The sequence below is a fragment of the Variovorax sp. P1_H2 genome (assembly GCF_056405295.1).
The window spans coordinates 1-23892 of sequence record NZ_JBFUCJ010000073.1 but is presented as its reverse complement, the minus strand read 5'-3'; the positions used below and the strand labels follow the sequence as shown (position 1 = coordinate 23892).

21 protein-coding genes are annotated in these 23892 nt (G+C 69.2%); 15 read left to right on the top strand and 6 right to left on the bottom strand.

The annotated features are described in order from the left end of the window. Positions 1-88: 88 nt before the first annotated feature. The 3 genes from AC1D2E_RS22555 to pyrC form a co-directional block, all read right to left on the bottom strand. Positions 89-859: a DUF3025 domain-containing protein gene (locus AC1D2E_RS22555; protein WP_478199462.1), complete on the bottom strand. Its 771-nt coding sequence runs from the start codon at positions 857-859 to the stop codon at positions 89-91. Positions 860-1034: 175 nt separating this feature from the next. Then, a complete protein-coding gene (locus AC1D2E_RS22550) occupies positions 1035-1826 on the bottom strand; it encodes an NYN domain-containing protein (RefSeq protein ID WP_478199461.1) in 792 nt (263 codons plus the stop codon). Positions 1827-1908: 82 nt separating this feature from the next. Next, positions 1909-2949 carry a dihydroorotase gene (pyrC, locus tag AC1D2E_RS22545; protein WP_478199460.1) on the bottom strand — a complete coding sequence of 347 codons (1041 nt, stop codon included), beginning with the start codon at positions 2947-2949 and terminating at the stop codon, positions 1909-1911. Between the two features lie 86 nt (positions 2950-3035). On the opposite strand from pyrC, the gene AC1D2E_RS22540 reads away from it, so the two are divergent. From AC1D2E_RS22540 to AC1D2E_RS22515, 6 genes are all read left to right on the top strand, one after another. Then, entirely contained in the window at positions 3036-3851 is an 816-nt protein-coding gene (locus AC1D2E_RS22540) for an IclR family transcriptional regulator (RefSeq protein WP_478199459.1), read from the top strand. Between the two features lie 350 nt (positions 3852-4201). Then, positions 4202-5881 carry an ABC transporter substrate-binding protein gene (locus AC1D2E_RS22535; RefSeq protein WP_478199458.1) on the top strand — a complete coding sequence of 560 codons (1680 nt, stop codon included), beginning with the start codon at positions 4202-4204 and terminating at the stop codon, positions 5879-5881. Between the two features lie 14 nt (positions 5882-5895). Then, positions 5896-6846, top strand: a complete 951-nt coding sequence (locus tag AC1D2E_RS22530) for an ABC transporter permease (protein ID WP_478199457.1) — start codon at positions 5896-5898, stop codon at positions 6844-6846. A gap of 26 nt (positions 6847-6872) precedes the next feature. Further along, positions 6873-7769, top strand: coding sequence for an ABC transporter permease (locus AC1D2E_RS22525; protein ID WP_478199475.1), 897 nt, complete (start codon positions 6873-6875; stop codon positions 7767-7769). Positions 7770-7825: 56 nt separating this feature from the next. Continuing rightward, positions 7826-8923 (top strand): ABC transporter ATP-binding protein, encoded by a 1098-nt coding sequence (locus tag AC1D2E_RS22520; RefSeq protein ID WP_478199456.1) that lies wholly within the window; start codon positions 7826-7828, stop codon positions 8921-8923. Continuing rightward, a complete protein-coding gene (locus AC1D2E_RS22515) occupies positions 8916-9923 on the top strand; it encodes an ABC transporter ATP-binding protein (RefSeq protein ID WP_478199455.1) in 1008 nt (335 codons plus the stop codon). The genes AC1D2E_RS22520 and AC1D2E_RS22515 overlap by 8 nt, the downstream gene beginning before the upstream one ends. Positions 9924-9925: 2 nt before the next feature. Here AC1D2E_RS22515 and AC1D2E_RS22510 read toward each other — a convergent pair whose 3' ends face one another. The 3 genes from AC1D2E_RS22510 to AC1D2E_RS22500 form a co-directional block, all read right to left on the bottom strand. Further along, on the bottom strand, positions 9926-10129 hold the full coding sequence (locus AC1D2E_RS22510; protein WP_478199454.1) for an ureidoglycolate lyase: 204 nt from the start codon (positions 10127-10129) through the stop codon (positions 9926-9928). Further along, positions 10126-11388: a Zn-dependent hydrolase gene (locus AC1D2E_RS22505; protein ID WP_478199453.1), complete on the bottom strand. Its 1263-nt coding sequence runs from the start codon at positions 11386-11388 to the stop codon at positions 10126-10128. The genes AC1D2E_RS22510 and AC1D2E_RS22505 overlap by 4 nt, the downstream gene beginning before the upstream one ends. Before the next feature lie 75 nt (positions 11389-11463). After that, positions 11464-12372 carry a LysR family transcriptional regulator gene (locus AC1D2E_RS22500; protein WP_478199452.1) on the bottom strand — a complete coding sequence of 303 codons (909 nt, stop codon included), beginning with the start codon at positions 12370-12372 and terminating at the stop codon, positions 11464-11466. 131 nt (positions 12373-12503) lie between these two features. Here AC1D2E_RS22500 and AC1D2E_RS22495 point away from each other — a divergent pair, with 131 nt between their 5' ends. The 9 genes from AC1D2E_RS22495 to AC1D2E_RS22455 all read left to right on the top strand — a co-directional run. Beyond that, positions 12504-14627, top strand: a complete 2124-nt coding sequence (locus tag AC1D2E_RS22495) for a 3-hydroxyacyl-CoA dehydrogenase NAD-binding domain-containing protein (RefSeq protein WP_478199451.1) — start codon at positions 12504-12506, stop codon at positions 14625-14627. 138 nt (positions 14628-14765) lie between these two features. Beyond that, positions 14766-15962, top strand: coding sequence for an acetyl-CoA C-acyltransferase (locus AC1D2E_RS22490; RefSeq protein WP_478199450.1), 1197 nt, complete (start codon positions 14766-14768; stop codon positions 15960-15962). A 10-nt stretch (positions 15963-15972) separates the two neighbouring features. Then, entirely contained in the window at positions 15973-17181 is a 1209-nt protein-coding gene (locus AC1D2E_RS22485; RefSeq protein ID WP_478199449.1) for an acyl-CoA dehydrogenase family protein, read from the top strand. A 10-nt stretch (positions 17182-17191) separates the two neighbouring features. Next, positions 17192-18331: an acyl-CoA dehydrogenase family protein gene (locus AC1D2E_RS22480; RefSeq protein ID WP_478199448.1), complete on the top strand. Its 1140-nt coding sequence runs from the start codon at positions 17192-17194 to the stop codon at positions 18329-18331. Continuing rightward, on the top strand, positions 18328-19527 hold the full coding sequence (locus tag AC1D2E_RS22475) for a CaiB/BaiF CoA transferase family protein (RefSeq protein ID WP_478199447.1): 1200 nt from the start codon (positions 18328-18330) through the stop codon (positions 19525-19527). The genes AC1D2E_RS22480 and AC1D2E_RS22475 overlap by 4 nt, the downstream gene beginning before the upstream one ends. Positions 19528-19546: 19 nt before the next feature. After that, entirely contained in the window at positions 19547-20545 is a 999-nt protein-coding gene (locus AC1D2E_RS22470; RefSeq protein ID WP_478199446.1) for a Bug family tripartite tricarboxylate transporter substrate binding protein, read from the top strand. A gap of 65 nt (positions 20546-20610) precedes the next feature. Next, a complete protein-coding gene (locus tag AC1D2E_RS22465) occupies positions 20611-22545 on the top strand; it encodes an acyl-CoA synthetase (RefSeq protein ID WP_478199445.1) in 1935 nt (644 codons plus the stop codon). Positions 22546-22575: 30 nt separating this feature from the next. Then, the gene (locus AC1D2E_RS22460) at positions 22576-23562 is read left to right on the top strand and encodes a Bug family tripartite tricarboxylate transporter substrate binding protein (RefSeq protein WP_478199444.1); all 987 of its coding nucleotides are present in this window, start codon (positions 22576-22578) and stop codon (positions 23560-23562) included. 30 nt (positions 23563-23592) lie between these two features. Then, positions 23593-23892: electron transfer flavoprotein subunit beta/FixA family protein (locus AC1D2E_RS22455; protein WP_478199443.1), on the top strand; the 300-nt coding region annotated here is incomplete at its 3' end.

Sequence of the window (23892 nt, the reverse complement as noted above, 5' to 3'; positions counted from 1 at the left end):
CCAAGGTGCCGGTCCGGTCTGCTTCGACACCGGCAAGGCCGACCTGTCGCCTAACGAGGACATGTCGATGCGGCGCGCCCAGGCGCGCTCACGCAGGAGAAGCCGCGGCTCCCTTCGTCCTGAACACGAACGCGTCATCGTAGAAGGCGGGCGCCTCGTTGGGCGCCCACCAGCCGGGCACGCCCAGCACCGGCAGCGGCACGAAAGGCTTGGTGGCGAGCCACGCGGGATCGAGCACCGCCGCGATCCGGGCATCTTCGGGGCCGAGGGACGGGTTGGGGCCCGGCGCCACCAGCACATGCGCCGTGGCCGCCTTGCGCGGTGCGGCCAGCTTTTCGAGCAGCGCGTGGCCGAACACCTGCAGCCGCGCATCGCGCCACAAAGCGCGCCCGGTGACGAAGAGCTGTTGCCAGTCGCGGGCAATCAAGGCCTCCCACAGGGCCGGCGGGGCTTCGAGCACGGCACCGTTCTCGTCGAAGAGGGTCAACGCGTCTCGCAGCGGCCCCCGTGTGGCGCCGATGCCGGCACGCGCGATCTCCGCCGCCTGCAATTCGTTCAGCCGCCGCTTGGCGAGCGGACAGTGCAGCCAGACCAGCCCATTGAACAGATCGTGCAGGTTGTCGCGCGTCGGCACGCGGGCGGTGCGGAAGATGTAGGCCTCGTAGGCTTCGCCGGGCGGCGCGCTGTCGCCGGCCACGAAGCGCAAGGGTCCGCCCGACAACGCAATGGCGGCCCGTTCGGCCGAGAGCGCATGGGCCACGCTGTCGCCGGCCGCGGTCCTCGCGGCCACCCGCCGCGCGCATGAAGCGAAGGGCGCCAGCCAGGGCGGGGTCGCGTCGATGGTCAGGCCGGCAGCCATTGGATAGTCAGGCCGCCGCCGGGCCGCCCCAAGGCGGACTGCGCCCCCTCGGGGGGCAGCGAGTACACGAAGTGACGGAGCGTGGGGGCCAGGCCGCCGCCGGGCCGCCCCAAGGCGGACTGCGCCCCCTCGGGGGGCAGCGAGTACACAAAGTGACGGCGCGTGGGGGCCACCCTCAGGCTGGCAGGGGTCCGATGTACTGCACCTTGTTGGGCGTCTTCTCGGGCGTCAGCAGGAACAGCTCGGGGTATTTCTTGAACAGCTTCGGCGAGCTCGCGCTCTTGCCGAGCAGCTTGGCGGCGCGAAGCCGCTCGGCGGCGACGTTGAGCTCGACCTTGTTGCCCATGCCCAGCTCGGCCACCGCATCGAGGATATGCAGCACGTCGTCGGGCAGCACCGGCGCGCGCGGCGCCGGCGCGGGTGCTTCGGCCTTGGCGCGCCGCGGCGCACGGGCGGTGCGCTTGGCGGCGGGCTTGGGCGCGGGCTCTGCCTTGGCAGCCTGCCTGGCGGCGGGCCTGGCCACCGCCGCCTTCGCCGACGCAGAGTGATGCTGCAGGTCGGCGAAGCTGTCGTAGATCGCCACGGTCTCCTCGCCGGTCTTGCCCTGCTGGCCGATGCCGCAGACGCGGCAGCCTTTCTCGCGCAGCCGGATCACCAGCGGCGCGAAATCGGAATCGGAGGACACCAGCACCACGATGTCCGGCCGCTCGGCGATCACCAGGTCGATCGCGTCGACCGCGAGCGCGATGTCGGTGCTGTTCTTGCCGGCCGATAGGTTGACCATCGGCCGCATCGACAAGCGCTTGAAAAGCGACTGCTGCTTGAGCGCGGTCTCGGCATTGCAGTAGGCGCGCCGCACGTGGACGGCGCCGTGCTCGGCCAGGGTGCGCTCCACGGCCTGCTCGATCACGTCGGCCGAGACGTTGTCGGCATCGACCAGCAGCACCACGCGCGGGGCACCTTTCATGCCACCCCCCGCGCTCGGCACTGCGTGTCCTCGCTGCCCCCCGAGGGGGAGCGAGCTTGCTTGGGGCGGCCCGGCGCGGCGCTCATGCCAGCCTCCAGGCCACGGTCTCGCCGCCGCGCAGGGGCTTCAGGGTGGCGTCGCCGTAGGGCACGGTCTCGGGCACGGTCCAGCTTTCGCGCCGCAGGGTCACGGTGTCGGTGTTGCGCGGCAGGCCGTAGAAGTCGGGGCCATGGAAACTCGCGAAGCCCTCGAGCCTGTCGAGTGCGCCGGCGTTGTCGAAGGCCTCGGCGTACAGCTCGAGCGCGGTCAGCGCGGTGTAGCAGCCGGCGCAACCCAGCGCGTGCTCCTTCAGGTGCGCCGGGTGGGGAGCGCTGTCGGTGCCGAGGAAGAAGCGGTCGCCGCCGCTGGTGGCGGCCTCGACCAGCGCCACGCGATGCGTCTCGCGCTTGAGCACCGGCAGGCAGTAGTAGTGCGGCCGGATGCCGCCGGTGAAGATCGCGTTGCGGTTGTAGAGCAAGTGGTGCGCCGTGATGGTGGCGGCGGTGAAGCGATTGGCGTCGCGCACGTAGTGGGCGCCCTCCTTCGTCGTCAGGTGCTCGAACACCACCTTGAGCTCGGGGAAGTCGCGGCGCAGCGGGATCAGCACGCGGTCGATGAAGACCGCCTCGCGATCGAACAGGTCGACCGCCGGGTCGGTCACCTCGCCGTGCACCAGCAGCAGCAGGCCGTGCTTCTGCATCGCCTCGAGGGTGGCATAGGTCTTCCGGATGTCGGTCACGCCGGCATCGCTGTTGGTGGTGGCGCCGGCGGGATAGAGCTTGAGGGCACGGACCCCGGCCGCCGCGGCGCGCTCGATCTCGTCGGGCGGCAGCTTGTCGGTCAGGTACAGCGACATCACCGGCTGGAATGACGAGCCGGCGGGCAGCGCTTCGAGGATGCGGGCGCGGTAGTCGAGCGCCTGCTGCGCGGTGGTCACGGGCGGGCGCAGGTTCGGCATGATCAGCGCGCGGCCGAACTGCCGCGCCGAATGCGGCAGCACGGCTGCGAGCGCGGCGCCGTCGCGCACATGCAGGTGCCAGTCATCGGGGCGGGTGATCGTGAGGATGTCGGGGGAAACGGTCATGGGAGAGGATTGTCGTCTGGCGGGCAGGCATGCAACGTGCTGGCTTCATAGAATCGATAATCGATTCCAATATATATACATACACCATGGCCAGCAAGACTCCCGTGCGTCCAGCGCGCCGCGCTGCGGCGCCGGCGACGACCGACCCACTGTTCAACCAGTCGCTCGAAAAAGGCTTGGCCGTGCTGCGCGCCTTCGACGGCACGCACCGCACCATGACGCTGGCCGAACTGGCCGAGCGCACCGGCATGAGCAAGGGCTCGGCGCAGCGCACGGTCCACACGCTGCAGGTGCTGGGCTATGTGGGCAAGCATCCGCAGACGCGGCGCTTCCGGCTGCTGCCACGGACCCTCGAGCTGGGCTTCAACTACCTGGCAGGCAATGCACTGATCAAGATCGCGAACCCGTACCTGTCGCAACTCGCGAACGCCAGCGGCGAAACCGCGAGCGTGACCGAGCCCGTGGACGACGACATGGTCTATGTCGCACAACTGGTCACGTCGAAATTCATTCCCGTGCTCACACCGGTCGGGATGCGCATTCCGATGTACTGCACCAGTTCCGGCCGGGCCTGGCTCAGCTGCCTGCCGGACGAGCAGGTGCTGGCGACGCTGCGGGCGGCAGACCGCGCGGCCCGCACGCCGGCGACCTTGACCGACGTGCCGGCCATCATGGCGCGCATCGAAGAATGCCGCCGCGTGGGCTACGCGACCAACGCCGAGGAACTGTTTCTCGGCGACATGGGCATCGGCGCGCCGATCGTGAGCCCCAGGGGCGAGGCGCTGGGCGCCGTGCACGTCTCGCCACCGACCAGCCGCTGGACGATGGAGGAAGCCCGGCGGAAACTGGCACCGATGGTGATCGAGTGCGCGCGCGCCATTTCCAGCGCTGTCGCGCACTGACATAACTCGCCCCCAGGTTGCCCGGCACTTCGTGTCCGGGCGCCCACCCCCTGCCGGGGGCAACACCAGCGGCCTGGCAAAGCCAGATCCGCGGTGTTTCACCAACGGGCCTGGCTGCGCCGGCCGGGGAATACTGGCGCCGTGTTTCTTCTTCAGCTGCGAGCAGCGCGCAGGGGCTGTCGCGGAACCGGCTTCGCCGGGCCGCTGACTGCGCCCCCGGTAGGGGGTGGGCGGGCATCTATCGCTAAAAGCTATTTTTGTATCGATTATCGATTTTCCTGAACGCGAAATCACTGGCATGTCAATTGCTTCGTGGAGGTCACACCCGCAACTCAAAGGTCGACCCTCCCATGAAGATCCAATCCTTGCCGCCCTCGCCCACCCCACGACGGGGCGCACGCGCCGGTGCCCTGCTGATCGCCGCACTGTCGCTCGCGAGCAGCGCCGTCCTGGCCCAGGAGAAGGTCCTTCGCATCGCCATGACCGCCGGCGACATCCCGCGCACCTCGGGCCAGCCCGACCAGGGCTACGAAGGCAATCGCTTCACCGGCATCCCGATGTACGACAGCCTGACGCAATGGGACCTGAGCTCGGCCACCAAGGCCAGCGTCGTGATCGCCGATCTCGCCGTCTCGTGGGCCGTCGACGACAAGGACCGCACCAAGTGGGTGTTCAAGCTGCGCCCGGGCGTCAAGTTCCATGACGGTTCGCCGTTCAATGCCGATGCCGTGGTCTGGAACGTCGACAAGGTGCTGCGCAAGGACGCGCCCCAGTTCGACCCGGCGCAGATCGGCGTGACCGCCTCGCGCATGCCGACGCTGCGCACCGCCCGCAAGATCGACGACCTGACGGTCGAGTTCACCACCTCCGAGCCCGACGCCTTCCTGCCGATCAACCTCACGAACCTGTTCATGGCCTCGCCCGCCCACTGGGAGAAGAAACTCGCCGCCGTGCCCGCCGGCGTGACCGACAAGGCCGAGCGCAGCAAGCAGGCCTGGACCGCCTTCGCGGCGGACGCATCGGGCACCGGGCCGTTCAAGGCATCGAAGTTCGTCCCGCGCGAACGCCTCGAAATGGTCAGGAACTCGGACTACTGGGATGCCAAGCGCCGCCCGAAGATCGACCGCGTCGTGTTGCTGCCGCTGCCCGAAGCCAGCTCGCGCACCGCGGCGCTGCTGTCGGGCCAGGTCGACTGGATCGAAGCCCCCGCACCCGATGCGCTCGACGCCATCAAGGCACGCGGTTTCAAGCTCTACAGCAACCTGCAGCCGCACCTGTGGCCGTGGCAGTTCTCGCTGCTGCCCGACTCGCCCTTTGCCGACAAGCGCGTGCGCCAGGCCGCCAATCTGTGCGTGAACCGCAGCGCCATGAAGGAGCTGCTGGGCGGCCTGATGGCGGAGGCCACCGGCATCGTCGAGCCGGGCAACCCGTGGCGAGGCAGCCCTTCGTTCCAGATCAGGTACGACGCCAACGCGGCGCGCAAGCTGATGACCGAGGCGGGCTACTCGGCCGCCAAGCCGGTCAAGATCAAGGTGCAGACCTCGGCGTCGGGCTCGGGCCAGATGCAGCCGCTGCCGATGAACGAATTCATGCAGCAGAGCCTCAAGGACTGCTTCTTCGACGTCCAGTTCGACGTGGTCGAATGGAACACGCTGTTCTCCGGCTGGCGCCTCGGCGCCAAGGACGCCGGCGCCCACGGCGCCCATGCCACCAACGTGAGCGCCGCCACCATGGACCCGTTCTTCGCGATGGTCCGCTTCGTCAGCACCAAGGCCTTCCCGCCGGCGTCGAACAACTGGGGCTACTACAGCAACCCTGAAGTCGATGCGCTGGTCGACAAGGCCCGCACCAGCTTCGACGAGAAGCAGCGCGACGTGGCCCTGGCCGCGCTGCAGGCCCGCATCGTCGACGAGGCACCGTTCCTGTTCGTCGCCCACGACGTCGGTCCGCGCGCGCTGTCGCCCAGGATCAAGGGCGTGGTGCAGCCTCAGAGCTGGTTCATCGACATCGCCACGATGACGATGGACTGACCCCCGGGCCGCGCGTGACTGCCTATCTCCTGCGCCGCATCGGCTACGCCCTGCCCATCATGCTGGGCGTCGCCTTCCTGTGCTTCATGCTGGTCCACATCGCGCCCGGCGACCCGCTGGTGTCGGTGCTTCCGGCGGACGCTTCCGCCGACCTGCAGCAGCAGATGATGAAGCTCTACGGCTTCGACCGGCCCTGGCCTTCGCAGTTCGGCCTGTGGCTCTGGCGGGCGCTGCACGGCGACCTGGGCACCTCGATCGCCACGGCGCGGCCCGTGACGCAGGAGGTGTTCAAGGCCGTCGGCAACACTTTCATGCTGGCCGCACTCGCGACATTGATCGGCTTCGCCTTCGGTGCGCTGTTCGGCTTCGTCGCCGGCTACTTCCGCAACTCGTGGATGGACCGCGCGGCCTCCTTCGTCTCGGTCATCGGCGTCAGCCTGCCGCACTACTGGCTCGGCATGGTGCTGGTGATCGTCTTCTCGGCCAAGCTCATGTGGCTGCCGGCGACCGGCGCCGGACCCGACGGCTCCGGCATGTGGCAGTGGAACGCGGAGCACGTCAAGTACCTGATCCTGCCCGCGCTCACCATGTCCTTCATCCCCATGGGCATCGTCGCCCGCACGGTGCGCGCGCTGGTGGCCGACATCCTCTCGCAGGAGTTCGTGATCGGCCTGCGCGCGCGCGGCCTGGGCGACTTCGGCGTGTTCAAGCACGTCGTCAAGAACTGCGCGCCGACCGCACTCGCCGTGATGGGTCTGCAGCTGGGCTACCTGCTCGGCGGCTCGATCCTGATCGAGACGGTCTTCGCCTGGCCCGGTACGGGATTCCTGCTGAACCAGGCGATCTTCCAGCGCGACCTGCCGCTGCTGCAGGGAACCATCCTGGTGCTGGCGATGTTCTTCGTGGGCCTGAACCTGCTGGTCGACGTGCTGCAGACCTTGTTCGACCCCCGCATCGAAAGATGACGCACCCCTCCGACGCAACGATCGACATGGCCGCCGTACTTCCAACACCCGCACCCTCCGCGGCATCCGTGCCGGTGCTGCGCTCGCGCAGCCACGGTGCCAACGTGCTGCGCCGGCTGGCGCGCAACCCGGTCGCCATGACCGCCGCGGCGATCATTCTTGCGCTGGTCCTGATCGCGCTGCTGGCGCCCTGGATCATGCCCGCCGACCCTTTCGCCACCTCGATGTTCAAGCGGCTGCGGCCGGTCGGCACCGAGGGCTTTCCGCTCGGCACCGACGAGCTCGGCCGCGACCTGCTGTCGCGCCTGATGCTCGGCGGCCGGCTGTCGCTCTTCATGGGCATCGCGCCGGTGATCATGGCCTTTGCCATCGGCAGCGCCCTCGGCGTGCTGGCGGGCTATGCCGGCGGCAAGACCAACACGGTCATCATGCGCTGCATCGACGTGCTCTACGCCTTCCCGTCGGTGCTGCTGGCGATCGCGCTGTCGGGCGCGCTCGGCGCCGGCATCACCAACGCGCTGATCTCGCTCACCGTGGTCTTCGTGCCGCAGATCGCGCGCATCGCCGAGAGCGTGACGACGCAGGTGCGGCGCAGCGACTACGTCGACGCGGCGCGCGCCTCCGGCGCCTCGGCCTTCACCATCGTGCGCCGCCATGTGCTGGGCAACGTGATCGGGCCGATCTTCGTGTATGCGACCAGCCTGATCTCGGTGTCGATGATCCTGGCCTCGGGGCTTTCCTTCCTGGGCCTGGGCGTGAAGCCGCCGCAGCCCGAGTGGGGCCTGATGCTGAATACGCTGCGCACCGCGATCTACAGCCAGCCCTTGATCGCGGCACTGCCCGGTGCCCTGATCTTCGTGACCTCGGTGTCCTTCAACATGCTGGCCGACGGCCTGCGCGCGGCGATGGAGGTGAAGCAATGAGCCACCCGGCCGCTCCGAAGGCGAATACCGAAGCGCTGCCGCGCGAAGCTTATCCAATGAGACACCCTCGCGCATTCGACGACCCGCGCGACGTCGGCGGCCCGCGCCAGCCGCTGCTGCGCGTGCAGAACCTGCAGAAGCACTTTCCGCTGAAGCGCGGCGGCCTGGGCTTCGGCCGCGGCCCTGGGGCCGCCGTGCGCGCGGTCGATGGCGTGAGCTTCGAGATCCGCAAGGGCGAGACGCTCGGCGTGGTCGGCGAGTCGGGCTGCGGCAAGTCGACCACCGCGCGGCTGCTGATGCAGCTGATCCGGCAGGACAGCGGCGAGCTGGTGTTCGACGGCGCCGGCGTGGGCGCGCGCGATCTTCCGCTGCGCGATTTCAGGCGCCAGACGCAGATGGTGTTCCAGGACAGCTATTCGTCGCTCAACCCGCGCATGACGATCGAGGACTCGGTCGCCTTCGGGCCGACGGTGCACGGCGTGTCGGCGCGCGAGGCGCTGCACCGCGCCCACGACCTGCTGGCACGCGTCGGGCTCGAACCCGCGCGCTTCGCGGGACGCTATCCGCACGAGCTTTCCGGGGGCCAGCGCCAGCGCGTGAACATCGCGCGCGCCCTGGCGCTCGAGCCCCGGCTGGTGATCCTCGACGAGGCCGTGTCCGCGCTCGACAAGTCGGTCGAGGCGCAGGTGCTCAACCTGCTCGAGGACCTCAAGCGCGACTTCGGCCTGACCTATCTCTTCATCAGCCACGACCTGCACGTGGTGCGCTACATGTCGGACCGCGTGCTCGTGATGTACCTCGGCCAGGTGGTCGAGGTCGGCACCGCCGCACAGGTGTTCGACGCGCCGCGCCATCCGTACACGCGTGCATTGCTGCGCTCGATGCCGAGCGGCGACCCGATGCAGCGCAGCACCGAGGCGCCGCTCGCGGGCGACCCGCCGAACCCGATCGATCCGCCCTCCGGCTGCCGCTTCCATACGCGCTGCGCCTTCGCACAGCCGGTGTGCAGCCAGAAGATGCCGGCCTTCGTCGAGACCGCGCCGGATCACGGCGTGGCCTGCCTGCGCTGGCAGCCCGGGTCGGGCTATGCGCCCGCCGATGACTTCCCCGACATGACCGAAGAAACCGTCGCGCAGGCCTCCCCTCATGTCTGACACCGCTTCGAACCCCGTCCCGCCGCTCGCGGTCGAACTCAAGGACCTGCGGGTGAATTTCATCGCACCGGGCAAGCGCATCGAGGCCGTCAACGGCGTCGACCTGCAATTGCGCCAGGGCGAGGTGGTCGCGCTGATCGGCGAGTCCGGCTCGGGCAAGAGCGTGACGCTTCGCACCCTCATGCGGCTGCACCCCGAACGCGGCACGCGCATCAGCGGCAAGCTCGAGGTCAACGGGCAGGACGTGCTGGGCATGGGGCCGCGCGCACTGGCGGCGATGCGCGGCAAGGAAGTCGCGATGATCTTCCAGGAGCCGCTGCTGGCGCTGGACCCGGTCTACACCGTCGGCGCGCAGATCGTCGAGGCCATCCGCCGCCATGACGGTGCGAGCCGCTCGGAAGCGTCGGCACGCGCGCTCGCGCTGTTCGAGAAGGTGCGCATCCCGAGCCCGCTGCGGCGGCTCGCGGCCTATCCGCACGAGATGTCGGGCGGCATGCGGCAGCGCGCGATGATTGCGCTGGCGCTCGCCTGCAACCCGAAGGTGCTGCTGGCCGACGAACCCACCACCGCGCTCGACGCCACGGTGCAGATCCAGATCCTGCTGCTGCTGCGCGAATTGCAGCGCGACCTCGGCCTGTCGGTGGTCTTCGTCACGCACGACATCGGCGCCGCGGTCGAGGTGGCCGACCGCATCGCGGTGATGTACGCGGGGCGCATCGTCGAGGAAGGCACGGCGCGCGAGCTGATCCTGACGCCGCGGCATCCCTACACGATCGCGCTGCTCAAGAGCCGCGCGCACGGCGCGATGACGCGCGGCACGCGGCTCGAGACCATCGGCGGCGCACCGCCCGACCTGTCGGCGCTGCCTCCGGGCTGCGCCTTTGCCGCGCGCTGCGTGCTGGCCACCGCGGCCTGCCGCGCCGCGCTGCCGCCCGCGATCGAAGTCGCGCCCGGCCATCGTGCGCGCTGCATCCATGCGGCGCAGCGGATCGCGGCTTGAACTCAGGCGTCCCAGTGCCCGCTGGCGGGCGCCGATAGCCCGCAGACATCGCCATCGAGCGCAGCGGCCGAGCGCTCGACCACCACCAGGTCGAAGCGCTCGGTCGTCGCGCCGTTGATCCATCGCCCCGTGGCCTCCGGCGCCGCGACCACGGTGCCATAGGGTGCGAAGCCTTCGGCCGTGAGCGGCCTGGCGATCAGCGTCACGCCGCGATGCCCGCTCGCTCGAGCATCGCGTGCAACAGGACATTGGCCCCGGCCGAGAGGTGCTCGGGCTTGGCGTCCTCGATCTCGTTGTGCGAGATGCCGTCCTTGCAGGGCACGAAGATCATCGCGGCGGGCGCGGTGCGAGCGACGTACATGGCGTCGTGGCCCGCGCCGCTCACGATGTCCAGATGCTTGAGGCCGGCGCGCTCGGCTCCCTGTCGCACGGCGCTCACCAGCGATTCGGCGAAGCGCACCGGCGGAAAGTAGACGGTCTGTTCGATGCCGACGGTGACGCCGCCCTCCGCCTGCACCGCCGCGCAGGCGCCGCGGATGCGCGCATCCATGCGGCTCAGCCCTTCGTCGTCGCCGTGGCGCAGGTCGACGGTGAAGGTCACCTTGCCGGGGATCACGTTGCGCGAGTTGGGATGCACCTGCACATAGCCGACGGTGCCGCGGCCGTCGGGCTGCTCTTCCATCGCGATCTTCTGCACCTCCTGCATGAGGCCGGTGGCGGCCTGCAGGGCGTCGCGGCGTAGCCTCATGGGCGTCGGGCCGGCGTGGGCTTCCTGGCCGGTGACGACCACGTCGTACCAGCGCTGGCCGAGCGCGCCCGTGACCACGCCGAGCGGGATGTCGGCGTCTTCGAGTACCGGGCCTTGCTCGATGTGGGCTTCGAAGTAGGCGCCGAAGCGCGGGGCGCCCTCGTCGACGAAGGCGGGTTCGGTGCCGGCGAAGCCGATGCTTTTCAGCGCGTCCTTCACGCTGACGCCCTCGCGGTCGGTCGCCTCGAGCGCATGGTCCAGCGTGAAGGCGCCGGCGTACACGCCCGAACCCATCATCACGGGCACGAAACGGGAGCCCTCTTCGTTGGTCCAGACGCAGACTTCGAGCGGCGCCACCGTGCGGATGCCGGCGTCGTTCAAGGTGCGCAGCACCTCCAGGCCGGCCAGCACGCCGTAGTTGCCGTCGAACTTGCCGCCGGTCGGCTGGGTATCGATGTGGCTGCCGGTGGCGACGGCCGGGCGGCTGGCGTCCTGCCCGGCGCGGCGCGCGAACAGGTTGCCGATGGCGTCGACGCGCACGCTGCAGCCGGCTTCGCGGCACCAGCGCACGAACAGTTCGCGGCCCTGGCGGTCGAGATCGGTCAGGGCCAGGCGGCAGACGCCGCCCTTGTCGGTGGCGCCGAGCCGGGCCAGTTCCATCAGCGAGGCCCACAGACGCTGCGGGTCGATCGACAGTTCAATGGGGCGATGAGCCATGGGGATCGGCAAGGGGATTGCGGTGTCGTTCATCCTGCCGATGCAGCAGAAAGCATGCCCATGACTAGAGCCTGTTCACACTATTTCCGCGGCCGCCACTCCCCGCACCCGTTCGAGGATGAAATCGATGAAGGTCCGGATGGCCCGCGTGTGCTGCCGGTTCGGCATGTACAGCATGTACATCCGGGTGCCGAAGATGCTGAGGCGCCAGTCGTCCAGCGTGGTCACGACCTCGCCGCGCCGGACGTCGTCCTGCACCACGTAGTCGGGCACCAGCCCGATGCCCAGGCCGGCCAGGATCGCCTGGCGCAGGAACAGGAAGTTCTCCGAGATCAGCGTCGGCTCGAGGATCACCTCGCGCCGCTCCTCGCCCTGGTAGGCCGAGACGCGCAACTGCCGCCCGACCACCGCCGAGGTCACGACCGGCGCCCCGTGCAGCTGGTCGAGCTGGGTCGGCAGCCCGTTCGCCCCGGCGAAGGCGGGCGATGCGCAGGCCACGTAGCGCACCGGCCCGAGTTCTCGGGCCACCAGGTTCTGCGGCGGCTCCGGCACCACGCGGATCGCGATGTCGACCTCGTCGCGCAGCAGGTCCTCGATGCGGTTCTCGAACAGCACGTCGAGCACGATGCCCGGGTACATCCGCTTGAAATCGATCAGCCAGCCCGACATCACCAGCTGGCCGTAGCCGCTCGGCACGCTCAGGCGCACCCGGCCCTGCAGGCTCTGGCCCAGCGTGGTGACCGACTCCCTCGCCGCCAGCAGCTCGCCCTGGATCGCCAGGCCATGCTGGTACAGGCGCAGGCCGATCTCGGTCGGCTCGGCACGCCGCGTGGTGCGGCGCACCAGCTGGGCGCCGACCGAGCGCTCGAGCTGGTTCAGGTGGTAGCTGACGTTGGCGCGGCTCATCTTGAGCCGGCGTGCCGCCGCGCTCAGGTTGCCGGCATCGAGGATCTCGACCAGCAGGGTCAGCGATTGCAGGTCCATGGCGCCTCATTGTGTCAAAAATCCTTTGACAGTCTGTCAATGGCAAATGCAATTGTCAAAGGCGGGAGCCGGATCAAGAATGCTGGGTTCATCCTGGATGAACCGTCCTGTCAAGCAATCGGAGACACACCATGGCCCAGACCCCCCCCTCTTCCGCTTCCCCCGTGAGCTTCACGCGCCAAGCCGACGTGCTGCTCGTGACCATCGACAACCCGCCGGTCAATGCGCTGGGCGTCGATGTCCGGCGCGGCCTGGCGGCAGCCATTGCGGCGGCCGAGGCCGACCGCGAGGCGAAGGCCGTGCTGATCGTCGGTGCCGGACGCAACTTCATCGCCGGCGCCGACATCCGCGAGTTCGGCCAGACGCCGCAGCCGCCGTCGCTGCCCGAGGTCTGCCTCGCGATCGAGAACTGCAGCAAGCCGGTGGTGGCCGCGATCCAGGGCGCCGCGCTGGGCGGCGGGCTCGAGATCGCGCTGTCCGCCCACTACCGCCTGGCCGTGCCCTCGGCCAAGCTCGGCCTGCCGGAAGTCGCGCTGGGCCTGCTGCCCGGCTCGGGCGGCACGCAGCGCGCGCCGCGCCTGATCGGCGCCAAGGCCGCGCTCGACCTGATCCTGAGCGGCCGCCACGCCGGCGCCAAGGAAGCCCTCGCGCTGGGCCTGGTCGACCGACTCGGCGCTGGCAGCGAGGCCCTGCCCGAAGGCCTGGCCTATGCCCGCGAACTGATCGCCGCCAAGGCAGCGGTGCGCCGCACGCGCGACGCGCAGGCGCTGGCCGATACCGAGGCCAGCCGCGCCGCGCTCGAAGCCGCGCGCACCGACACCGCGAAGAAGAGCCGCGGCCTGTTCTCGCCGATGAAGATCATCGAAGCCGTCGAGGCCGCGCTCACGAAGCCTTTCGACGAAGGCATGGCGCTCGAGCGCCAGCTGTTCCTGCAGTGCATCGACAGCCCTCAGCGCGCCGGCCTGATCCATGCCTTCTTCGCCGAGCGCGAGGTGCTGAAAGCGCCGGAGACCAAGGCCGCCAAGCCGCGCGCGCTGGACGCGGCCGGCATCGTCGGCGGCGGCACCATGGGCGCCGGCATCGCGGTGGCGATGCTCGACGCCGGCCTGCCGGTCACGATGATCGAGCGCGACGAGCCCAGCCTCGCGCGCGGCCGCGCCCATGTCGAGAAGGTCTACGACGGCCTGATCAAGAAAGGCCGCATGACCCCCGAGGCCAAGGACAGCGTGATGGCGCGCTTCTCGGGCTCGACCTCGTACGACGCGCTGGCCCGGGTCGACATCGTGGTCGAGGCGGTGTTCGAGGACATGGCGGTCAAGAAGGCCGTCTTCGCCGAGCTCGACCGCGTCTGCAAGCCCGGCGCGGTGCTGGCCACCAACACCTCCTACCTCGACATCGACGAGATCGCGGCCAGTGTCTCGCGCCCCGGCGACGTGTTGGGCCTGCACTTCTTCTCGCCGGCCAACATCATGAAGCTGCTCGAGATCGTGGTGCCGGCCCATGTCAGCGCCGACGTGGTCGCGACCGGCTTCGAACTGGCCAAGAAGTTGAAGAAGGTGCCGGTGCGCGCCGGCGTCTGCGACGGCTTCATCGGCAACCGCATCCTCGCCGTGTATCGCCAGGCGGCCGACCACATGATGGAAGACGGCGCCTCGCCCTACCAGATCGACGAGGCCGTGCGCAACTTCGGCTACCCGATGGGCCCGTTCCAGGTCTCGGACCTGGCCGGCGGCGACATCGGCTGGGCGACGCGCAAGCGCAAGGCCGCCACGCGCGACCCGAAGGCGCGCTACGTGCAGGTGGCCGACCGCATCTGCGAGCGCGGCTGGTTCGGCCAGAAGACCCAGCGCGGCTACTACCTCTACCCCGAAGGCGCGCGCACCGGCCAGCCCGACCCCGAGGTGCTGGCGATCATCGACGCCGAGCGCCAGCGCGCCGGCATCACGCCGCGCAGCTTCAGCGAGGACGAGATCATGCGGCGCTACATGGCCGCGATGGTCAACGAAGGCGCCAACGTGGTGCACCAGCGCATCGCGCTGCGGCCGCTCGACGTCGACGTCACCTTCCTGTACGGCTACGGCTTCCCGCGCTTGCGCGGCGGCCCGATGAAATACGCCGACATGGTGGGCCTGCCGAAGGTGCTGGCCGACATCCGCGAATTCGCCCAGCAGGACCCGGTGTTCTGGAAGCCCTCGCCGCTCTTGGTCGAGCTGGTCGAGCGCGGCGCTGATTTCGCAAGCCTCAACAAAGACTGAGACCTTGCGGGACAGACCAACAAACTGCGCAGCAGTTTTTGCTCTGTCCTCGACTTGCTGAGACCTTGCGGGACAGACCAACAAACTGCGCAGCAGTTCTTGCTCTGTCCTCAACTGACTAGATAGGAGACCCGTTCCATGTCCACACGCGAAGCCGTCATCGTTTCCACCGCCCGCACCCCGCTGACCAAGGCGCACCGCGGCGAATTCAACATCACTTCCGGCGCCACGCTGGCCGCCTTCGCGGTGCGCGCCGCGGTCGAGCGCTCGGGGCTCGATCCGGCGCTGATCGAGGACGCGATCCTCGGCTGCGGCTACCCCGAAGGCACGACCGGCCGCAACATCGCGCGCCAGAGCATCATCCGCGCCGGCCTGCCGATCTCGATCGCCGGCACCACGGTCAACCGCTTCTGCGCCTCGGGCCTGCAGGCGATCGCGATGGCCGCCGGCCGCATCGTGGTCGACGGGGCACCGGCGATGATCGCCGGCGGCGTCGAGAGCATCTCGCAGATCCGCACCCGCAGCGCCACCGACGCCGGCGACAGCGGCATCGACCCATGGATCCTCGAGCACAAACCCGCGCTCTACATGGCGATGATCGAGACCGCCGACATCGTCGCCCAGCGCTACGGCATCGGCCGCGAGGCGCAGGACCGCTTCTCGGCCGAGAGCCAGCGCAAGACCGAAGAGGCGCAGTTGGCCGGCCGCTACAGGGAAGAGATCGTGGCCTGCACGACCACGATGGCGGTGACCGACAAGGAGACCAAGGCAGTCACGCAGCGCGAAGTCATCGCCACCGAGGACAACTGCAACCGCCGCGGCACCACCTACGAGGCGCTCGCCAAGCTGCAGCCCGTGATGGGCGCCGACAAGTTCGTCACCGCGGGCAATGCCTCGCAGCTGTCGGACGGCGCCTCGGCCTGCGTGCTGATGGAAGCCAGGGATGCCGAACGCGCCAACCTCAAGCCGCTCGGCGCCTTCCGCGGTCTCGCCGTGGCCGGCTGCGAGCCCGACGAGATGGGCATCGGCCCGGTGTTCGCCGTGCCCAAGCTGCTGGCGCGCCACGGCCTCAAGGTCGACGACATCGACCTCTGGGAACTCAACGAGGCCTTCGCCTCGCAGTCGATCTACTGCCAGGAGAAGCTGGGCATCCCGTCGGAGCGGCTCAACGTCGACGGCGGCGCGATCTCGATCGGCCATCCCTTCGGCATGACCGGCGCGCGGCTCGCGGGCCACGTGCTGATCGAAGGCAAGCGGCGCGGCGCCAAGTACGCGGTGGTGACGATGTGCATCGCGGGCGGCATGGGTGCTGCCGGCTTGTTTGAAATCTACTGAGGAGTCGGCGATGGACCTGAACTTCACTCCCGAAGAGGAAGCCTTCCGCAGCGAAGTGCGCGCCTTCCTGGCCGACAAGCTGCCGGCCCGCCTTTCGACCAAGGTCGCCACCGGCAAGCATTTGTCCAAGGCCGACATGCAGGAATGGCACGCCATCCTCAACGCCCGCGGCTGGCTCGCCAACCACTGGCCCGAGCAGTACGGCGGCCCCGGCTGGACCGCCGTCCAGAAGTTCATCTTCGAGAACGAATGCGCGCTGGCCCATGCGCCGCGCATCGTGCCCTTCGGCGTCAACATGCTCGGGCCGGTGCTGATCAAGTACGGCAGCGAGGCGCAGAAGCGCCACTGGCTGCCGCGCATCCTCGACGGCAGCGACTGGTGGTGCCAGGGCTACTCGGAGCCCGGCGCGGGCTCCGACCTGGCCTCGGTCAAGACACAGGCCGTGCGCGGCATCGACGCCCAGGGCGATCACTACATCGTCAACGGCCAGAAGACCTGGACCACGCTGGGCCAGCACGCCGACATGATCTTCTGCCTGGTGCGCACCAATCGCGAGGCCAAGAAGCAGGAAGGCATCAGCTTCCTCCTGGTCGACATGAAGTCGCCCGGCGTCGAGGTGCGCCCGATCATCACGCTCGATGGCGAACACGAGGTCAACGAGGTGTTCTTCTCCGACGTGCGGGTGCCGGCCCAGAACCTGGTCGGCGAGGAAGACAAGGGCTGGACCTGCGCCAAGTACCTGCTGACCTACGAGCGCACCAACATCGCGGGCGTCGGCTTCTCGGTGGCCGCGATGGCGCAGCTCAAGGCGATCGCCGCAAGGCAACGCAAGAACGGCCGCCCGCTGGCCGAGGACCCGGCCTTCGCCGCCCGCATGGCCAAGGTCGAGATCGACCTCGAGAACATGTTGACCACCAACCTGCGCGTGATCGCGGCCGTGGCCGGCGGCGGCGTGCCGGGCGCCGAGAGCTCGATGCTCAAGATCCGCGGCACCGAGATCCGCCAGGAGATCTCCTCGCTGGCGCGGCGCGCGATGGGCCCGCAGGCGCGGCCTTTTGTCGCCGAGGCGCTCGAGGAAGGCTTCGACGGGCAGCCCTTCGGCCCGCCTTATGCCGCGGCTGCGGCGGCGCGCTACTTCAACAACCGCAAGCTGTCGATCTTCGGCGGCTCGAACGAGATCCAGAAGAACATCATCTCCAAGATGATCCTGGGACTCTGAAAGTAAAGCCATGAACTTCGAACACAGCGAAGACCGGCGCATGCTCGCCGACAGCCTGAACCGCTTCATCGCGGAACAGTACGCCTTCGAGACGCGCGACCGCATCGCGAAGTCGCCCGAGGGCTTCAGCGACGACATCTGGCGCCAGTTCGCAGAGCTCGGCGTGATCGGCGCGCTGTTCAGCGAGGCCGACGGCGGCTTCGGCGGCGCCGGCTTCGACATCGCGGTGGTCTTCGAAGCACTGGGCCGCGGCCTGGTGGTCGAGCCGCTGCTCGGTGCCGTGATGGCCGGCGAGGCAATCTCCGCTTCGGGCAGCGCGGCGCAGAAAGCCCTGCTCGCCGAGATCATCGGCGGCACCACGATCGCGGCCCTCGCGCACGACGAAGCCGAAAGCCACTATGAACTCTCGCGCGTGCAGACCCGCGCCGAACGCAGCGGCGACGGCTGGATGCTCGATGGCGCCAAGGCCATGGTGCAGCAAGGCGCGCAGGCCAAGCTGTTCGTGGTCTCGGCACGCAGCGCGGGCGCGGTCGACGACGAAGCCGGCATCTCGCTGTTCCTGGTGCCCGCCACGACGCCGGGCCTCTCGGTGCGCGACTGCCCCGCGATCGACGGCGGCCGCGTGGCGGAACTCGCTTTCGACAAGGTCAAGCTCGGCGCCGGGGCGCTGCTCGGGACCGAAGGCCAGGGCCACGCCACGCTGGAACGCGCCGTCGCCCGCGGCCTGCTGGCTCTCTGCGCCGAATCGCTCGGCGCCATGGAAGCGGCCAAGACCGCCACGCTCGAATACCTGCGCACGCGCAAGCAGTTCGGCCTGCTGATCGGCAGCTTCCAGGCGCTGCAGCATCGCATGGCCGACCTGCTGCTCGAGATCGAGCAGGCCCGCTCGGCCGTGATCAACGCCGCGGCCGCGCTCGACGCCGATCGACTGACGCGCGAACGCGCACTGTCGGCGGCCAAGTACAGCATCGGCCGCATCGGCGCGCGGGTCGCCGAGGAAAGCATCCAGCTGCACGGCGGCATCGGCATGACCTGGGAACTGCCGCTGGCCCACTACGCCAAGCGCCTGGTCATGATCGACCACCAGCTCGGCGACGAGGACCATCACCTGCAGCGCTTCATCGCGCTCGGCAAGGAGGTCCAGGGATGACCGGCGCGCTGCCGCTCGCGGGCGTCCGCGTGCTCGACCTCTCGCGCATCCTGGCCGGCCCCTGGTGCGGCATGGTGCTGGCCGATTTCGGCGCCGAGGTGATCAAGGTCGAGCACCCCGGGCGCGGCGACGACACGCGCGACTGGGGCCTGCGGGTCGGCAACACCGAGACCGCCTACTTCAACAGCGTCAACCGCAACAAGCGCTCGGTCGGCATCGACCTGCAGACGCCGGAGGGCCAGCAGATCGTGCGCGAGCTGGTCAAGAAGAGCGACGTGCTGATCCAGAACTTCAAGTTCGGCGGCATCGACAAGCTCGGCCTCGGCTACGAGGCGCTGCGCGAAATCAATCCCGGGCTGGTCTACTGCTCGATCTCGGGCTACGACCGCACTGGCCCCGAGGCCGCGCGCCCCGGCTACGACCTGGTGGTGCAGGGCGAGGCCGGCCTGATGGCGCTCAACGGCGAGGCCGACCAGCCGCCGCTCAAGTTCGGCGTCGCCGCGGTCGACCTGTTCACCGGCATGTACTCGGCACAGGCCATCCTGGCCGCGCTGTTCGAACGCCAGAAGACCGGCCGTGGCCGGCACATCGAGATGGCGCTGTTCGACTGCGGCCTGATGATCACGGCCTACTACGGCCTCGAGGCACTGCTGATGGGCGAGGACCCGCCGCGCTACGGCAACGCCCATCCGTCGATCGTCCCCTATGGCGTGTTCGACGCCGAGGACGGCCCGCTGGTGATCACGGTCGGCAACAACAGCCAGTTCGCGCGCTTCTGCTCCGAGGTGATCGAGCGCCCCGACCTGGCGGCCGACGAGCGCTTCAAGACCAACATCCTGCGTTCCGCGAACCGCGAGATGCTGATGCCGGAGATCCATCGCGAGCTCGGCAAGCGCAAGCGCCGCGCCCTGCTCGAGCAGCTGAGCCGTTCGGGCATCCCCTGCGGCGAGGTGCTCGGCCTGCTCGAGGCACTGAACTCCCAGCGCGCCACCGACGCCGGCCTGGTGACCACGCAGCCGCATCCGGTGGCCGGCAAGGTCCACGTGCTGGCGCCGCCCTACCGCTTCGACGGCGAGCGGCTGCCGGTGCGCAACGCACCGCCGCAGCTCGGCGAAGGCACGCACGAGGTGCTGCAGTCGCTGCTCGGGCTGTCCGACGACAAGCTCTCCCAACTGAAATCCAACGGTGTCCTTTGACGCCATCGAAGCGCACCCCATGTCCTTTCGCTTTTCCGCTTCCGTTCGCAATCCGGTGCGCCGCGCGCTGCTCGCCCTCGCACTGCCGCTCATCGCGGGCAGCGCCATTGCCCAGGCCTTTCCGACCAAGCCGATCACGATCATCGTGCCCTTCCCGGCCGGCGGCCCGACCGACGTCGCGACGCGCATCATCGGCCAGAAGATGGCCGAAGGGCTCAAGCAGCCGGTGCTGATCGACAACCGCGGCGGCGCTTCGGGCACCATCGGCGCGGCCGCCGCGGCCAAGGCGGCGCCGGACGGCTACACGCTCGTGATGCTGGCCACGCCGACGCTGCTGGCCGGCCACCTCTACGGCCCCACCAGCTACGACATCTTCAAGAACTTCACGCCGGTCGGCACCACCTACGACCTGCCGATCGTGATGGTCGTCAACCCCAAGGCGCTGCCCGAAGTCACGGGCCTGCAGCAACTGATCGCCAAGGCCCGCGCCGACGGCGGCAAGTTCAACTACACCACCGCGGGTGCGGGCAGCTTCGGCCACCTGACGACCGAGAGCCTCAAGAACGTGGGCAAGTTCGAGATGCAGCACGTGCCCTACCGCGGCAGCGCGCCGGCCGTGACCGACCTGATCGGCGGCCAGGTGCCGATGATGTTCTCGGACCTGATCGCAGTGCTGCCGCACATCCGCTCGGGCACCTTGCGCCCGATCGCGGTCGGCTCGTCCAGGCGTCAGAACCTGCTGCCCGAGGTGAAGACCGTGGCCGAGCAGGGCTTCCCCGGCTTCGATGCCACCTCGTGGGGCGGTATGCTGGCGCCGGCCGACACGCCCAAGGAGGTGGTCGCCCGCCTGAATGCCGAGCTCAAGAAGGCGCTGTCCGACAAGGAAGTGCAGCAGAAGCTCGAAGGCGTCGGCACCTTCGCGGCCTTCCAGACGCCCGAGCAGATGGCCAGCCGCATGCGCCAGGACTACGAGCGCTGGGGCAAGGTGATCCGCGACAACAACATCAAGAACCAGTAGCCGCGGTCGTCGCCGGGACCGACCCGGCGCATGATGGCAGGAAGAAATTGCAGGAGACAAGACCCATGGGCCACCTCAGCGAAAACCGGGCCGCAGCGCCCTTCAGCGCATCGTTTCCGATTCACAGCCTCGACGACATCCGCCGGCTCGAGGCCACACCGCTGGCCGAGGCGCTCACGGTGCGCAGCACCTACGAGATCTTCCGCAATGCCGGGGCAGCCTTCGGCGACCGGACGGCGCTGACCTTCCTGCGCACCGGCGATCCGGACGACGAACCGATCCGCTGGTCCTACGCCCAGCTGCTGGCCGGCATCCACCAGACCGCGAACCTGCTGCACCGGCTCGGCGTCGGCCCCGAGGACGCGGTGGCCGTGCTGCTGCCCGGCTGCCTGGACTATCACCTGGCGTTGTGGGGCGGCGAGGCGGCCGGCATCGTGCAGCCGCTCAACCCGCTGCTGACCGACGACAAGCTGGTCGCGCTGATGACCGCAGGCCGGGCCAAGGTGCTGATCGCCTACGGCTCCGATGCCGATTCGGGCATGTGGGCCAAGGCGATGCGGTTGCGCGGCCAGGTGCCGACGCTGACGACGGTGCTGCGCGTGGCGCCGCACGACGAGGCGCCGGGCAGCGCGGGCGAACTGCCCGCCGGCGTGGCCGACTTCGGCGCCCTGCGCGCCGCCGAGCCCGACGACCGGCTCGTGAGCGGCCGCGACATCGCGCCGGGCGACATCGCGGCCTATTTCCACACCGGCGGCACCACCGGCGCGCCCAAGCTGGCGCGCCACAGCCACGGCGCGCAGGTCTTCACCGCCTGGGCCAGCGTCAACATGACCGGCCAGGGCCCGAAGGACGCATCCATCAACGGCTACCCGCTGTTCCACGTCGCCGGCGTGCTGCCGGCGTCCCTGGCTTCGCTGTCGGCCGGCGTCGAAGTGATCATTCCGACCACCGCCTTGCTGCGCAACAAGCAGGTGCTGGCCAACTACTGGCGGCTGGTCGAGAAGTACCGGCCGACCTCGCTGTCGGCGGTGCCCACGGTGCTGGCGGCGCTGGCCAACGTGCCACTGGCGGGCGCCGACATCTCGTCGATCCACTACTGCCGCACCGGCGCCGCGGTGCTCGCGCCCGAGCTCGCCGCGCGCTTCGAGCGGCTGTTCGGCCTGCATGTGCACGAGAGCCTGGGCATGACCGAGATGGCCGGCATCTCGACCATCACGCCGCCGGGCGTGGTCGGCCCGGCGGGCTGCGTCGGCTTCCGGCTGCCCTACTCGCAGCTGCGCATCGTGGCGCTCGACGACAACGGCATTGCCAGCGACCGCGACCTGCCCGTGGGCGAGCAGGGCATGGTGCTGTTCAAGTCGCCGAACCTGTTCTCGGGCTTCGTCGATCCGGCCGACAACGCGAAAGCCTTCACGGCCGACGGCTGGCTCGCCACCGGCGACCTCGGCTGGCTCGACGCCGAGGGCCGCCTCAACCTCAGCGGCCGCTCGAAGGACCTGATCATCCGCAGCGGCCACAACATCGATCCGAAGGTGATCGAGGACGCGCTCGGCGCCCACCCGGCGGTGCAGCTCTGTGCCGCGGTCGGCGCGCCCGATGCCTACGCCGGCGAGCTGCCCGTGGTGTTCGCGACCCTGATTCCCGGAGCCTCGGCGAGCGAGGCCGAACTGCTCGACTTCACGGCCGCGCGGGTCGACGAGGCGCCGGCCAAGCCGCGTTCGGTGATCGTGATCGAGACCATGCCGATGACCAATGTCGGCAAGATCTACAAGCCCGAGCTGCGCGCGCTGGCCGCGCGCAAGGTGGCCGAGGCGCTGGTCGACGAGGCCTGCACCGCGCTCGGCGTCTCCGACTCGGCACGGCCGCAGGTACTGGCCGATGGCGACAGCGCCCTCAAGGTGATTGTCGATGCCGCCGGCGCGCAGGCCGAAACACTGCGGCTGCAACTGCACGAGACGCTGGGTCGGTTGCCGTTCAAGACGCAAGTGATCCTGAAATAGCTCATTGAACACCCGAACCGGAGACATCCCTTGACCCCCGTACTCTCGAGCCGCCGCGCGTGGCTCTGCGCCGCCGCCCTCTGCGCCATCGCGCCTGCCCACGCGCAGCAAACCTACCCGAACAAGCCGATCAAGATGGTGGTGCCCTTCGCCGCCGGCGGTGCCACCGACGTGCTGGCACGCGTGATCGGCGAGAAGATGGCGGCCGGCCTCGGCCAGCCCGTGATCATCGACAACAAGCCCGGCGCCGCCGGCATCATCGGCACCGACGCGGTCGCCAAGGCGGCGCCGGACGGCTACACCCTCGTGCTGTCGCTGAGCAATTCGCTGCTGACCAACCAGTTCCTGTACGAGAAGCTGCCCTACGACACGCAGCGCGACCTCACGCTGGTCTACCAGATCGCGATGGCGCCGCTGGTGCTGGTGGTGCACCCGAGCGTGCCGGTCAAGACCGGCCCCGAGCTGCTCAAGTACGCGAGCGAGAACAAGGGCAAGCTGGCCTACGGCTCCTACGGCGTCGGCGCCTATCCGCACCTGGCCGGCGCCCACATGAGCCTGACGCAGAAGGCCGACATGAACCACGTCGCCTACAAGGGCGAGGCGCCGATGCTGCAGGACCTGATCGGCGGCCAGATCCAGATGGCCTATGCCAGCGCGCTGGTCGCCAAGCCGCACATCGAGGCCGGCAAGCTGAAGGCGATCGGGGTCACCGGCGAGCGCCGCATGAGCACGCTGCCCAACGTGCCGACACTGGCCGAGCAGGGGCTCAAGGACGAGGCCTACCGCGTCACCGGCTGGCTGGCCATCGCGGCGCCCGCCAACACGCCGAAGCCCATCGTGCAGCGCATCGCCGACGAGGTGCGCAAGGCAACGCAGCAGCCCGACGTGCAGGCCAAGGTCGCGGGGATGGGCTTCGAGATCAAGGACAGTTCGCCCGAGGCCTTCGCCGCCGCCTACAAGCAGGAGCGCCCGGTCTGGGAGCGCCTGATCAAGCAATCGGGCGCCAAGCTCGAATGAATTCAAATCAAGACTGAAGGAGTGCCAACCGTGAAGATTCTTGTCCCCGTCAAGCGGGTCGTCGACTACAACGTCAAGGTGCGCGTGAAGAGCGACGGCACCGGCGTCGACATTGCCAACGTGAAGATGAGCATGAACCCCTTCGACGAGATCGCGGTCGAAGAGGCGGTGCGCCTGAAGGAGAAGGGCGCGGCCACCGAGATCATCGCGGTGTCCTGCGGCGACGCGAAGTGCCAGGAAACCCTGCGCACCGCGATGGCCATTGGTGCGGATCGCGGCATCCTGGTCGAGACGACCGAAGAACTGCAGCCGCTGGCGGTGGCCAAGCTC

Excerpts from the sequence above, each read along its gene's own strand:
- AC1D2E_RS22500 (WP_478199452.1), bottom strand. The coding sequence starts at position 12,372 with ATGGACCTGCAATCGCTGACCCTGCTGGTCGAGATCCTCGATGCCGGC.
- AC1D2E_RS22540 (WP_478199459.1), top strand. The coding sequence starts at position 3,036 with ATGGCCAGCAAGACTCCCGTGCGTCCAGCGCGCCGCGCTGCGGCGCCG.
- AC1D2E_RS22490 (WP_478199450.1), top strand. The coding sequence starts at position 14,766 with ATGTCCACACGCGAAGCCGTCATCGTTTCCACCGCCCGCACCCCGCTG.
- AC1D2E_RS22535 (WP_478199458.1), top strand. The coding sequence starts at position 4,202 with ATGAAGATCCAATCCTTGCCGCCCTCGCCCACCCCACGACGGGGCGCA.
- AC1D2E_RS22525 (WP_478199475.1), top strand. The coding sequence starts at position 6,873 with ATGGCCGCCGTACTTCCAACACCCGCACCCTCCGCGGCATCCGTGCCG.
- AC1D2E_RS22495 (WP_478199451.1), top strand. The coding sequence starts at position 12,504 with ATGGCCCAGACCCCCCCCTCTTCCGCTTCCCCCGTGAGCTTCACGCGC.
- AC1D2E_RS22550 (WP_478199461.1), bottom strand. The coding sequence starts at position 1,826 with ATGAAAGGTGCCCCGCGCGTGGTGCTGCTGGTCGATGCCGACAACGTC.
- AC1D2E_RS22475 (WP_478199447.1), top strand. The coding sequence starts at position 18,328 with ATGACCGGCGCGCTGCCGCTCGCGGGCGTCCGCGTGCTCGACCTCTCG.
- AC1D2E_RS22485 (WP_478199449.1), top strand. The coding sequence starts at position 15,973 with ATGGACCTGAACTTCACTCCCGAAGAGGAAGCCTTCCGCAGCGAAGTG.
- AC1D2E_RS22505 (WP_478199453.1), bottom strand. The coding sequence starts at position 11,388 with ATGGCTCATCGCCCCATTGAACTGTCGATCGACCCGCAGCGTCTGTGG.
- AC1D2E_RS22470 (WP_478199446.1), top strand. The coding sequence starts at position 19,547 with ATGTCCTTTCGCTTTTCCGCTTCCGTTCGCAATCCGGTGCGCCGCGCG.
- AC1D2E_RS22465 (WP_478199445.1), top strand. The coding sequence starts at position 20,611 with ATGGGCCACCTCAGCGAAAACCGGGCCGCAGCGCCCTTCAGCGCATCG.
- pyrC (WP_478199460.1), bottom strand. The coding sequence starts at position 2,949 with ATGACCGTTTCCCCCGACATCCTCACGATCACCCGCCCCGATGACTGG.
- AC1D2E_RS22515 (WP_478199455.1), top strand. The coding sequence starts at position 8,916 with ATGTCTGACACCGCTTCGAACCCCGTCCCGCCGCTCGCGGTCGAACTC.
- AC1D2E_RS22555 (WP_478199462.1), bottom strand. The coding sequence starts at position 859 with ATGGCTGCCGGCCTGACCATCGACGCGACCCCGCCCTGGCTGGCGCCC.
- AC1D2E_RS22520 (WP_478199456.1), top strand. The coding sequence starts at position 7,826 with ATGAGACACCCTCGCGCATTCGACGACCCGCGCGACGTCGGCGGCCCG.
- AC1D2E_RS22480 (WP_478199448.1), top strand. The coding sequence starts at position 17,192 with ATGAACTTCGAACACAGCGAAGACCGGCGCATGCTCGCCGACAGCCTG.